The sequence below is a fragment of the Psychrobacter fjordensis genome (assembly GCF_904845995.1).
GTDB lineage: Bacteria > Pseudomonadota > Gammaproteobacteria > Pseudomonadales > Moraxellaceae > Psychrobacter > Psychrobacter fjordensis.
Genome location: NZ_CAJGYP010000001.1, coordinates 1,615,759 through 1,628,100, shown reverse-complemented (window position 1 = coordinate 1,628,100; position 12,342 = coordinate 1,615,759). Strand labels below are relative to the sequence as shown.

Annotated in this window: 10 protein-coding genes; 5 read left to right on the top strand and 5 right to left on the bottom strand. The window is 43.5% G+C overall.

All coding sequences use genetic code 11. The annotated features are described in order from the left end of the window. The first annotated feature begins 136 nt into the window (after window positions 1-136). The 3 genes from ampD to JMW61_RS06850 all read left to right on the top strand — a co-directional run bounded on the left by ampD (window position 137) and on the right by JMW61_RS06850 (window position 3,070). Window positions 137-724: a 1,6-anhydro-N-acetylmuramyl-L-alanine amidase AmpD gene (gene ampD, locus JMW61_RS06860; RefSeq protein ID WP_194197647.1), complete on the top strand. Its 588-nt coding sequence runs from the start codon at window positions 137-139 to the stop codon at window positions 722-724. Window positions 725-859: 135 nt separating this feature from the next. Then, window positions 860-2,410, top strand: a complete 1,551-nt coding sequence (gene murJ, locus JMW61_RS06855; protein ID WP_194197646.1) for a murein biosynthesis integral membrane protein MurJ — start codon at window positions 860-862, stop codon at window positions 2,408-2,410. A gap of 120 nt (window positions 2,411-2,530) precedes the next feature. Next, window positions 2,531-3,070, top strand: a complete 540-nt coding sequence (locus tag JMW61_RS06850; protein ID WP_201550044.1) for a hypothetical protein — start codon at window positions 2,531-2,533, stop codon at window positions 3,068-3,070. Window positions 3,071-3,296: 226 nt separating this feature from the next. Here the strand turns inward: JMW61_RS06850 and JMW61_RS06845 are convergent, their stop codons facing one another. Further along, a complete protein-coding gene (locus JMW61_RS06845) occupies window positions 3,297-3,896 on the bottom strand; it encodes a GNAT family N-acetyltransferase (RefSeq protein ID WP_201550043.1) in 600 nt (199 codons plus the stop codon). 267 nt (window positions 3,897-4,163) lie between these two features. Here JMW61_RS06845 and ribF point away from each other — a divergent pair, with 267 nt between their 5' ends. Further along, window positions 4,164-5,207, top strand: a complete 1,044-nt coding sequence (gene ribF / locus JMW61_RS06840) for a bifunctional riboflavin kinase/FAD synthetase (protein WP_194197643.1) — start codon at window positions 4,164-4,166, stop codon at window positions 5,205-5,207. Window positions 5,208-5,296: 89 nt separating this feature from the next. On the opposite strand, the gene JMW61_RS06835 is transcribed toward ribF, so the two are convergent. The 4 genes from JMW61_RS06835 to JMW61_RS06820 all read right to left on the bottom strand — a co-directional run bounded on the left by JMW61_RS06835 (window position 5,297) and on the right by JMW61_RS06820 (window position 10,481). Next, window positions 5,297-5,536, bottom strand: coding sequence for a DUF2789 domain-containing protein (locus tag JMW61_RS06835; RefSeq protein ID WP_194197642.1), 240 nt, complete (start codon window positions 5,534-5,536; stop codon window positions 5,297-5,299). A 336-nt stretch (window positions 5,537-5,872) separates the two neighbouring features. Continuing rightward, window positions 5,873-6,862 carry a malate dehydrogenase gene (locus JMW61_RS06830; protein ID WP_189585494.1) on the bottom strand — a complete coding sequence of 330 codons (990 nt, stop codon included), beginning with the start codon at window positions 6,860-6,862 and terminating at the stop codon, window positions 5,873-5,875. Window positions 6,863-7,262: 400 nt separating this feature from the next. Continuing rightward, on the bottom strand, window positions 7,263-7,904 hold the full coding sequence (locus JMW61_RS06825) for a T2 family ribonuclease (protein ID WP_194197641.1): 642 nt from the start codon (window positions 7,902-7,904) through the stop codon (window positions 7,263-7,265). A 456-nt stretch (window positions 7,905-8,360) separates the two neighbouring features. Then, entirely contained in the window at window positions 8,361-10,481 is a 2,121-nt protein-coding gene (locus JMW61_RS06820; RefSeq protein ID WP_201550042.1) for a lytic transglycosylase domain-containing protein, read from the bottom strand. 347 nt (window positions 10,482-10,828) lie between these two features. Between JMW61_RS06820 and miaB the strand changes: the two genes are divergently transcribed. Beyond that, window positions 10,829-12,322 carry a tRNA (N6-isopentenyl adenosine(37)-C2)-methylthiotransferase MiaB gene (gene miaB, locus JMW61_RS06815; protein WP_201550041.1) on the top strand — a complete coding sequence of 498 codons (1,494 nt, stop codon included), beginning with the start codon at window positions 10,829-10,831 and terminating at the stop codon, window positions 12,320-12,322. Window positions 12,323-12,342 lie beyond the last annotated feature (20 nt).

Sequence of the window (12,342 nt, the reverse complement as noted above, 5' to 3'; positions counted from 1 at the left end):
TACGCTGATAGCGTGATTAGGGGCTGACTAATAATACCTAATGTAATGTTAAATAAAACAATCCAAAACCCGTTTTCGACCTAGATTGTTTAAATCTCTGGGCCGTGTTTGATAAATTTTAGTAAAAGAGAATATTATGTCCAAATCATCCTCAATGACTATTAAAGATGGCTTATTATCTGCAGCCACATGGCTCGCATCGCCTAACAAAAATATGCGACCAGCAGATATGAATATCGACACTATCGTCATTCATAATATCAGCTTGCCACCCAACGAATTCGGCGCTTGCGACACTGATGGCACTCACTATGTTAAGGCGCTGTTTACCAATCAAATAGATTGGAATGCCCATTCCTACTTTAAAACCATAGAAGGGGCCGAAGTTTCTGCGCATCTATTTATCGAGCGTGATGGGTCGATCACTCAGTTTGTAAACTTTAACGAGCGTGCTTGGCATGCCGGTCGATCAAGCTATTTGGGACGACCTGAATGTAACAATTATAGCATTGGTATCGAACTCGAAGGGTCAGATTTTACGCCTTTCACTGACATGCAATATGACAGGCTCGCACAGGTCGTCAGTGCTATCTATGAAGCTTATCCTAAAACTCGTCGTCACTTGACAGGTCATAGCGATATCGCGCCAGGACGTAAGACAGATCCTGGTGATTATTTTGAATGGACAAAACTGCGTGAAAACGTTGCCGTTCTATTAAAATAAAACACCCTATTTTGTCCACATGTCATATTCCACATTCAATCCATTTATCTCGATTATGAAAGTGATATAATTCGTCAGTTTTTCAACACAGAAAATCAGCACACAACCCAATACAACTTAGCAAGATAGGTTCTCATGGCAAAAAGTCGGTTATTTCGTTCAACCATGGTGGTCAGCAGTATGACCATGCTGTCTCGTATTTTAGGCCTAGTACGCGATGTCGTATTGTTAGGTGTTTTTGGCGCTGGTGGTCTGATGGATGCCTTTTTGGTCGCCTTTAAGATACCCAACTTTTTGCGACGTCTATTTGCAGAAGGCGCTTTTAGCCAAGCGTTCGTACCTGTTCTATCCGAATACAAAGAAAAGTACAGCCTACAGCAAGTACAGATTTTAGTCAGTCGCACTTCAGGTGCTCTGTTGATGGTTCTATCCATGCTGACAGTCGTGGTTATCTTAATCGCGCCTTGGGTCGTGACGTTGTTTGCACCCGGCTTTGCCGATCAACCCGATAAATTTGCCATCACTGCTGAATTACTACGCCTAACCTTTCCGTATTTGCTATTCATTTCCATGACGGCTTTTGCCAGTGGTATTTTGCAAAGCTACGGACGATTTGCTGCACCAGCGTTTGCACCAGTGTTATTAAACTTATGCATGATTGGTGGTGCACTGATTTTCGCCCCAATGTTCGATACCCCTATCATGGCACTTGGCTATGCCGTCGCTATCGCAGGTTTGCTACAGTTTTTGCTACAGCTGCCACAGCTATGGCAACAAAAACTGCTGGTCGCTCCAAAGATTGACTTTCAGCATGAAGGCGTTCGCCGTATTTTAAAACTCATGCTCCCTGCCATTTTTGGTGTTTCTGTCACTCAGATTAATTTACTATTAAACACCATCTTTGCATCATTAATGATTGGTGGGTCGGTTTCTTGGCTCTATGCGGCTGAGCGTATGAGCGAGCTCCCACTAGGATTGATTGGCGTCGCAATTGGTACAGTTATTTTGCCAAGTTTGTCTAAAAGTGAAGCAAAGCAAGATGACGTCAGCTTCAAAAAGACGATTGATTGGGCGGCACGCTTAATTATATTGGTGGGTGTTCCGGCATCAGCAGCACTATTTATACTTGCAGATGTATTAATGCAAGCGCTGTTTTTACGTGGTGAATTTACCTTACGTGATGCACAAATGAGCTCGCTGGCATTGCGTAGTATGGCTGGTGGCATTTTAGGATTCATGTTGATTAAGATATTTGCCCCTGCATTTTTTGCACGTCAAGACACTCGAACCCCTGTAAAAATCGGCATCATCTCCGTCATAGCCAATATGGTCTTTAGTGTTATTTTTATTGGTATTTTCTACTTCTTGGAGATTCCACTACACGGTGGTTTGGCGTTGGCAACTACAGGTGCGGCATTTGTAAACGCAGGGCTATTGTATTATTTCTTGCATAAGCGCGATATTTTCCGTTTTGGCCCTCATTGGAAAAAACTATTTGCCCAGTTTGCCATTTCTACAACCGCGATGATTGCAGTGCTGTATTTCATGTTGCCCTATTTCCCTGCCGATGATGCTCAGTGGCGACGTATTGCTGCTCTTATTATTATGTGTGCCGTGGGTGCTTTGGTTTATGGTGTGGTATTACTCGCTACAGGCTTCCGCCCCCGCCAACTAAAGCATGGCTAAACATACCAAACAAGGCCTTAACTTACGAAACCAAAACAAGCTTGGCCTGAGAACTGACAGTGTTCGGTACGAATATTTGTCATAATAGCTTATGCATTAATAAATAAATTTTGAGGTCTTATGATGACTAAACAGCTGATACTTCCACGCTTGCCAATCTTATTTGCGACTGGTCTACTGAGTACTGGATTGCTTCTGAGTGGTTGTAGCAATGATGTCGATACAGAAGAAACGGTACACAAAGTAGAAGTGGCCGATTCTCATAGCGCAACTGATGATGAAAAAACAGCTGATGATGACAAAGTAGCTGATAGTAATAAAGAGGCTGCTCAGCAAAAAAGTCTAGTCACCAATCCTACTGAAGTTGGCACACCAGAAGATACGGTCAAGAAAGCATTGGATAGCCTGTACTACGGTGATGTGAAACAAGCCACTGGATACTATGAAGTAGATATGGCAAACTTTGAAGAAGAGCTAGCGAAAACTCAGTCTGCCTTTCAGCAAACCGTGGAGGGTGTCACTATTACTGACACTCAATACAACGATGACAAAACTCGTGCCACCATCACTGGTGAACTGATGTTAAAAGGACAGAGTGAGCCTGCACCCTTGACTTATGAGCTACAAGAAATAGACGGTCAATGGAAAATCTTAGGCTAAAGCATCACACTATCAAGCATGATGCTGTTTGATTCTTTTTTTATCTAACAGGCTCTAGGGCGTGTCTTCATTTCAAAAATGGTGATAAAAATGAGATAAATTGCCGTCAAACAAGAAAAATAGCGCAGATAATATCGGGATATTAACCAGCTATTTGACGATGTTTGGCAAGATTTAGCCATTTTTAGCCCATTTAGATGACTATCGCGTGAATTGAAGAAACGCCTTAGTCTACTGTCACCGCTTTTCCAAGCATGACGACATCGGCCATAAAACCCTCCATATCACAAACCTTTGGCATATAACCCCATTGCTCAAAATCAAGTTTACGGAACAACCCTAAGCTTGGTTGGTTGTGCGCGAAGATAAGCGCGATGATGTTTTGAATCCCTAAGCTTGATGCTTGAGTAAGCATCCAGCGTGTCAGCAAGCTACCTAGCCCTTTTCCTTGATGCCCTTCGTGCAAATAAATACTAATCTCGGTGCTGATATGGTATGCCATACGCGCATAAAGATCACTAAAACTGCCCCATGCCACTATCGATGATGACTCTGCTTGCTCACCACTTTCGGTAGTTTCTGTCACTGAGCGAACAACATAAATAGGTCGCGTGGCACTATTTAAATGCTCATCAAACCAATCTGCACGCTCTTCACAGGTCACTGGAACAAGGTTGGCTGTTGCTTGCTTACCTGCAATGCTTTGGTTATAAATCGCTAATATCTCTGGCAGGTCTCTCTCACTTGCGCGCTGTACGATAAAATCGTCATTGAGATTGTGTTGGGGTAAGGTAGATGGCACAGCATTCAAGGCAACATCGGACATAGGAGCTCCATAGTTAGTTGGTCGTATGATTCGCAGGAATTTTTAAATACAGCTGATTGCTAACGATAGTCGTCAAAGGAAGATAAGCGAAGTGGTTCTGTTCTTTTAAAATAGCGGAACTGACAGCGCCCTACTTATATAATGAGTAGACTATAGGATGTTAGTATAGCCATTTTACTTTATAATGGCTGATTTTAGACACATCGATTTTTGGTATGGTGTGTTTTTCTTTTTTTATCTGGTCTTATCTATCATAGCTGAAAATTTATGAACACCTATTTTCTTGAGCAACTGATTGCGTCACCAAGTACACTGCCTGCCAATATTAGCCATGTAGATTTAGCGCCCTGTGTGCTCACTATAGGCAATTTTGACGGCGTACATTTGGGGCATCAAGCGATGCTTACACAAGTCAGAGAAATTGCACAGGCGCAAAATCTTGGCTCTGCTGTCATGATATTTGAGCCACAGCCTCGTGAGTTTTTTGCGACAGCCACTGCGCCTGCTCGCTTAACCAATCTCGCTGAAAAACAAGCCTTGCTAGCAGAGTATGGTGTTGAAACTTTGATTGTGGCGGGATTTGATACAGATTTCCGGTCGCTATCCGCACAAGCATTTGCAGATATTTTGGCCAAGCGTTTGAATGTACAAGCTCTAGTACTAGGCGATGACTTTAAGTTTGGTCATGACCGTACTGGTGACAGTCAGTTTTTGCGTGATTATGGTCTGGATGTGACCAACTTACATACTGTCACTGACAGTAGTGATAATGCGGCACGTATCAGCTCTACTCGTGTGCGTGATATGCTGTTGGCTGGTGATATTGATGCCGCCAATACCTTACTAGGTCGCGACTATGCCATTACAGGACTGGTCGTCCGTGGTGATCAAATTGGCCGCACGATAGACTTCCCTACTGCCAATATTGATCTAAAACGCTTAAAGCCTGCGTTGCATGGCATCTTCGGTGTCGATGTGGTCAGTCTCGATGATAATGGACAAATAATTCCTAATGGCCTAACTGTAAATGCGGTCAACGGACAAACTGGTATAGCAGGATTACGTGCTGATAGCTTGTTTGGTACAGCCAATGTCGGTACTAGACCTTCGGTAGACAAAGCGCATAATTGGCGTCTAGAAGTTCATTTCCCAGAGCTGCAAGCTGATTTATATGGCCTGACTCTACAGGTTCGATTTTTGCATTATCTGCATGGTGAACGACGTTACGATGGCTTAGAGGCATTAAAGACTGGCATTCATAACGATGTAAAAGAGTTGATTGAGTGGCGAGCAAAACAACAAATCCGTTAGAACAGATATATAAATCATAAAAAAACCCACAGCATGAATGTTCGTGGGTTTTTTTATGAGACAGCTTTTTTATAAATTTGCTTTTACAACTAGGCATCTGGGTGCATACGTACGTTCAAATCATCAATAACTTCTACCCATTCCGCATCTTTTTCCCATTCCTCTTGCAAAAACATACGCTGATTGTCAGTCCAAACACTCGACTCTATCAGCTTCTCTTCTTTGGCCAGTTTATGTGTTTCAATAAAGCTATCAATTGCCTCATCTGAGCTATCAAGTCCTAGCTGCGCAAATAATTCGTTTATATTATATTCAGGTTCATTCAACATATTTTTCTCCCTAGATAATGCAGGTTTAGCTGTGATTATTATTTATGTTTACCACTTTATTGTAGCAGGCTCTATTTTAATAGCTGTTAACCAACGTTTATCTAACGTTATCAATTGTATTAATGGCAGCGGTCCAATTTTATATAAATCAAATACGACGTTAGGCTATTATTTTTGGTATCTTGCTTATTTTTCTTTGCTTGCCTTACTTACCTCTAAGTGTCTTGAATTAGCTAAAACCATTGCTTATTTTTCCAAGACACAAAAAAGCCCTCATATTTCAGAGGGCCTTTTTGTGTGCTGCTTTTAGTCTTACCACTTAAGCAAAATATCTGCTTATGGTAGTAAATGTGCTACTGCATCACGCTCTTCGCTAAGCTCTTGCTCAGTCGCAGCCATTTTCTCTTTTGAGAAATCAGATGATACATCAACGCCGTCTACGATAGACCAGTCGCCGTTGGTACACGTGCATGGGAATGAGTAGATCAAACCTTCCGCGATACCGTATTCGCCGTTTGAGTAAACGCCCATTGATACCCAGTCGTTCTCATCAGTACCAAGTGCCCAAGTGCGCATATGTGCAATGGCAGCATTGGCAGCAGAAGCGGCAGATGAAGCACCGCGAGCTTTAATAATTGCTGCGCCGCGTTGTTGTACTTCTGGGATATAAGTGCCTTCGTACCAAGTACGATCAACTAGATCTAGCGCTGGCTTACCGTTTACAGTACAAGCCGTTAGATCTGGATACTGAGTTGATGAGTGGTTACCCCAGATGATCATTTTTTTCACGTCATTTACAGTGCTGTCAGTTTTACCAGCCAACTGAGCCATGGCACGGTTGTGATCCAAACGAGTCATAGCTGTGAAGTTACGTGGATCAAGATCTGGTGCATTGCGTTGAGCGATAAGCGCATTGGTGTTCGCAGGGTTACCCACTACCAATACTTTTACGTCACGGCTTGCTACGTCATTCAATGCTTTACCTTGTGCTGAGAAAATCGCAGCATTGGCTTCTAGCAAATCTTTGCGTTCCATACCTGGGCCACGAGGACGAGCACCAACAAGTAAAGCATAATCAATGTCTTTGAATGCAACATTAGCATCATCAGTTTGGACGATGCCAGCCAATAATGGGAATGCACAATCTTCCAATTCCATGACCACACCCTTTAGGGCGTCAAGTGCTGGCGTGATTTCAAGCAATTGTAGAATAACTGGCTGATCTTTACCTAACATCTCGCCAGATGCAATACGAAATAGCATAGCATAGCTGATATTACCAGCGGCACCAGTGACGGCAACACGTAAAGGCTGTTTCATTGACATTGAATACTCCCTAATTAATTATTAGATAATTCATGATTCTAATTGATGACTCTAATGAATGATTATCATTTTAGATATCGACTTGTTTGCTGCATAGCAGCAGCCATAAACCGAGGGTTAGTGTAGCACTTCGTTCGGCGAATCGTCTAGAGACAATAAGAGGCCTACGACCTATTATATTGTTACATTTTATACGAGAGGGGCTTTAAGCAAGTAAAGCGCTTATGAATCAAGCACTAAGACAGATCTAAAAGGAGCTGACGATAACGTGGATTAGCACTATATCGCTTGATATAACGCTTATTATAAAAGGACAAGGCTATAATTTAGGACTAAAAACTGTCAAAGAGGGTATCAAAAAGGATGCTAAATGATGACTTTCAAATAGCATTGAGGAAAGTTACTCACCACCTGAAATGATAAAGCGACTACCACAACTGTCCACAACATTAGGACAACTGCCAAATTCAGAACCTTCATAACAAACATGAATATCCGTCAAGATAGACTGCTTTCGGCTGCCCGCTTGGCAAATTAGGTCGACACTAGCCGATGACATACCTTTATTAAGGCGAGTCATCTGACTGATAAATCGTGACTTAGAAACCGTATAGCTATTACCCGTATTTAGCTCCTTCGGCAATTTCAATGCGCCAGCGTAATTGGTAATCTGGCGAAAGTAACTACTGGCACTAAACGGACTACAGGCACCATAACGTTGCCATGTTTGGCTGCGTACTGTGGTATCAGGCATGATACGGTTGACGACTTTTAGCTGAAGCGGTGTTAAACGTGGCTCACTACCACGACCGCAACGCTCACCATAGCCCATATCTAAACCCGATACAGTGAGCGAATAGCCTTCTAGACATTGACGCATACGGGCACGGGTTGGCTGCATACTACATAAGGCAGGTGTCATTTCGATCATCAACACACGTTGGCCACTCCTCGCGGTACTGGCAGCATGTGCTGGCATTAGAACCATACCTTGCAATATTAGTAATGCACCAATCCCCACCGTGGTATTTATTTTACTCATGAAATGCTTGTTGATTAGACTTGCGTGACTTTTATTAAAAATTTTGATTGGTTTGATCGCTGAATGAACATTCGAATGACTCGGGGTCGCCGTCAGGTTAGATGGCGAGTACACCTGCATAGATGACTGACGTCTAACTTTCGATAACATACATAGAGTAAAGTATTTTTTGATCATAAGGGCTGGAGGCATCTAGCAGTGATAAAATATAGGCTATCGCTTAGATTATGGCGTTTGACATACAAACACGCATACCACTAAACATAGAGCTAAAAAATATGAACAGCGATTTATAAACATCAATTAAAGACAATGATTAATGCAATGGTAACAAATCGTTTTTTTTAATCTATAGCAGAAACGTAAACATGAGATTAGGACGACTAAAATCAATGTATAAAAATAAGCCACTAACGATTGCTCGTCAGTGGCTTATTTGAATCGTAAATGAGCGCTCTAAAAAGAAGAAGGCACGGTACCCATGCGCTGGCTAATAGGCTGACTACGACCCAATAAGCTGCTATAGATAGTGGCGTTCTCCATTACGTGCTTGACGTAATTGCGCGTTTCAGGAAATGCGATAGACTCAACATATTGATCTGCTGCAAGTGAGCCATACACTGGCTGCCAGCGTTTGGCATTGTTAGGTCCAGCGTTGTAACCTGCTGTAGCGACGACTGGCTGACGGTTCAACTTGCTCAAGATATCACCCATATACCACGTACCATAACGAATATTGGTATCACCACTATTAGCACGGCTAGCACTATAGGTTTCACCTAGATTACGAGCGATATATTTTGCCGTATCAGGCATAACTTGCATCAGTCCACTTGCCCCAACGTTTGAGCGGGCAGAAGTCACAAAGCGACTCTCTTGACGCATAATGCCATAAGCCCACTCTGGATCGATGCCAGCAGATTGGCTGTAGCGAACAACGGCATCTTGGTGCGGCATTGGATGGGACAGTGCCAGACTATCAACTCTATCTGTATTATCAACCGCGTAAATCGCACGATCGAGCCAGCCCATATCATGTGCTTGACGGGCAGCAGCAATGATTAGATTGTCATCACGCTTGTCACGCGCCTGCTTCACCGCCCAGTTCCACTCACGGTTGGCATAACCACGGCTAGCATCAGAGTTATATAAGGCAAAAGCACGAGCAAAGTTACCATCTTGCATAACACGTGCGCGATCCGAGGTACTCACGTTGGGCAGATTATTACCACCGAACTGGCTAGCATCGAAACGTTGACCAATTTTATCTTTTGCCATCAAACCGTAATACTCATTACTTTTTGCGATATTCTTATACATTTTTTTAGCAGTGTTACGTTTGTTTGAATCGCTCGATTGCTCATATGCGCGTGCTAGCCAATATTGCCACTGGCTGCTCTTTTGAGTTTCGCTCTCCATTCTAGAGATAGCTTCAACCACATCATCCCATTGGCTAAAGCGAATGGCTGCCATGGCATAATCTTCGGCTTCTTCAAAATTAAAGTCGTTATCTAAGCTGTTACGGAACCATTCAACGGCCTCAGCATTAAAGCCATCATCAGTATTGTGGTTCATACGCTGTACGCCGAGGATACGATAGGCATAGCGACGGGTGTCATCATTCAACAACTTCACTGAACGCTGATTGTCTTGTTTGATATCAAAATCTAACTGTAGCGCAGCCTCACGATAAGACTTGTCAGCGACACGGCCTAACGCATACAGGTAGAGATATTGATTGGTCTGACTGGCAGACTGTCTACCAAAACTGGTAAAGAATGAAGACGGACTCAGCTGAATCTCACTCAATGCTGAATAAGCAATGGGCGTGCCTAAGCGTGAGGACAACGCCATGATATCGCCTGTCTTACCTTTGCGGAGCATGCGCTTAAGACGAGCGGTACGATCCTGATCACTAATCAATGCGTTATTGTTCATTTCCATCGCTAACTGATCACACAGTGCTGGCTGCTTTTGGGTATTCAGCCAGACATCAGACTTCGCTGCCATAGCACGCATGGTGTCGCCACCGTTATTAAAACCAAGCGCAACCGCACAGCGCTCACTGGCATCAGCATTGGTAATTAAATTCGCGACTTGGCGTACTGATGCATAATCATTTGACCCTGCTTTGGTCTCCGCAAAATCCGCAACCAGTTTTTCAGCCATCACAGTATTAGGATACTGACGCACGAACTGTGACACCGCAGCTGCACTTTGTGAATTGAGATCTAGATTCATTCGCCAATACGTTGGATACATCGCAAACAAACCACCACTCATCGCTTGCTCATAACCATAAAGGGCACTGACATCACCTCGGTCCGCGGCGCTTGCTGCTGACATAAATGAGTCAATACTGCTGTCTTGCTGATAGTTATTTTCTTGCTGGTAGCTCTCGCTATCACCCCATGTCAGCTCTGCACAAGCAACTTGCGATAGCCCTAACGCACTCGCTGCCGTCGCCAAACTCAGAGCACTCACCCGCAGCCTGCCTGCTCTAGATCGCTCAGAACTACGCTTTTGACTGGCCAACTCTCTATCCTTGATGCTATGAGCAACGCGCAACTCTGTCATATTGACTCTCTTTATTATGTCTCTACAAGTAATTAAACAGCGATTTATAATGTACCGCTAAGGTGGTTTTATTCATCATACTATACTCGCTGCACTTTCAACCATAGCCTTTACCTTTTGTTAATAAATAGGACAGTACGGTGTAACATAGAAATGATGTCGAGTCGTATTTTTTATCAAAAGCGCTGCTAACTCTAGTAAACAATTGATACCGTTATGAATAATTTATAATAATGACCAACGATCACCCACGCTAATTTTTCACATTGTTAGAGGGTTGTGATAAAATACGCCACCTGTTAATCGTCTACCCCGCTATATTTTTAGTCAATCATGGACTTATCCTTATGAGTGTTACTGTATTCAACCCCCGCATCAAAGACGCTGCTGTTACTGAAGCAACTGCTGCCGCGCCTGCTGTCACTGCACTCAATGAAGCAAGTTCAGCCCAATCTCCTGTAAACAAACCAGCCACCAAAAAAGTCTTTGTCACCACTCAAGGCTGCCAGATGAATGTCTATGACTCTGGCAAAATGCTCGACGTGCTCGGTGATTCTCACGGTATGGAAGTCACGTATGATATCGACGAAGCCGATGTATTGTTAATGAATACCTGCTCTATCCGCGAAAAAGCGCAAGAGAAAGTATTTTCAGAATTGGGTCGCTGGCGCAAACTAAAAGAAAAACGCCCTGACCTCGTCATTGGCGTCGGTGGTTGCGTGGCCTCACAAGAAGGCGACAACATTCAAAAACGTGCGCCTTACGTCGACATGGTGTTTGGCCCGCAGACATTACACCGTCTGCCAGAGCTATATGATCAATCACATGAACAGCGTGAGATTGCGCCTAAAAACCGTATCGGCACAGTTGACGTATCCTTCCCAAGTATCGAAAAGTTCGACTTTTTGCCTGAGCCAAGAGTAGAAGGCTTTAAAGCGTTTGTCTCTATCATGGAAGGTTGTTCAAAATATTGCTCGTTTTGCGTGGTGCCTTATACTCGCGGTGAAGAATTATCTCGCCCACTCGATGACGTATTGGCTGAGATTGATAGCTTAGCAGCGCAAGGCGTGCGTGAAATCAATCTCTTGGGTCAAAACGTCAACGGCTATCGCGGCGAAAAAGACGATGGCAGCATTTGCCGTTTCGCTGAGCTGTTGCATTATGTCTCGCATGTCGATGGTGTCGAGCGTATTCGCTATACAACTAGCCATCCGCTAGAGTTCACTGATGACATCATTGATGCCTATGCACAATTGCCAGAGCTGGTATCACACTTACATCTACCGGTTCAAAGTGGCTCAAACGCTATCTTGGCAGCGATGAAACGCAATCACACGATTGATGTGTATATCAATCAGATTAATAAGCTAAAAGCCATTCGTCCTGATATTCACTTGTCGAGTGACTTTATCATTGGCTTCCCAGGTGAGACCGATCAAGACTTCCAAGATACATTGAACTTGGCAAAAGAACTGAATTTCGATCATTCTTACAGCTTTATTTACTCTAAGCGCCCGGGCACACCAGCCGCTGAGTTGCCAGATGATGTAAGTTTTAAAACTAAAAAAGAACGCTTGGCTGAATTCCAAAAAGTCATCATTGACTCAACGCTTGCCAAAACGCATGAGATGGTCGGCACCACGACACGTGTGTTGGTGGAGCAAGTTGCCAACCGTCATCCTGATTGCTTAATCGGCACGGCGGATAATACCCGTACGGTTATGTTCCCTCATGATGTTGAGAAAATGGATGAGATGTTGGGTAAACTCGTGAGCGTGCGTATTACTGATTTTGTCAGCCCGCACATGGTGAAAGGTGAGCTAATCGAAATATTGGCGTAACCGTTACGTTATAAGCTTGA

Bases quoted from the DNA above. Each gene is read 5' to 3' on its own strand.
- JMW61_RS06825 (WP_194197641.1), bottom strand. From the start codon at position 7,904: ATGAGTAAAATAAATACCACGGTGGGGATTGGTGCATTACTAATATTG.
- JMW61_RS06850 (WP_201550044.1), top strand. From the start codon at position 2,531: ATGATGACTAAACAGCTGATACTTCCACGCTTGCCAATCTTATTTGCG.
- JMW61_RS06830 (WP_189585494.1), bottom strand. From the start codon at position 6,862: ATGTCAATGAAACAGCCTTTACGTGTTGCCGTCACTGGTGCCGCTGGT.
- JMW61_RS06835 (WP_194197642.1), bottom strand. From the start codon at position 5,536: ATGTTGAATGAACCTGAATATAATATAAACGAATTATTTGCGCAGCTA.
- ribF (WP_194197643.1), top strand. From the start codon at position 4,164: ATGAACACCTATTTTCTTGAGCAACTGATTGCGTCACCAAGTACACTG.
- ampD (WP_194197647.1), top strand. From the start codon at position 137: ATGTCCAAATCATCCTCAATGACTATTAAAGATGGCTTATTATCTGCA.
- JMW61_RS06845 (WP_201550043.1), bottom strand. From the start codon at position 3,896: ATGTCCGATGTTGCCTTGAATGCTGTGCCATCTACCTTACCCCAACAC.
- miaB (WP_201550041.1), top strand. From the start codon at position 10,829: ATGAGTGTTACTGTATTCAACCCCCGCATCAAAGACGCTGCTGTTACT.
- murJ (WP_194197646.1), top strand. From the start codon at position 860: ATGGCAAAAAGTCGGTTATTTCGTTCAACCATGGTGGTCAGCAGTATG.
- JMW61_RS06820 (WP_201550042.1), bottom strand. From the start codon at position 10,481: ATGACAGAGTTGCGCGTTGCTCATAGCATCAAGGATAGAGAGTTGGCC.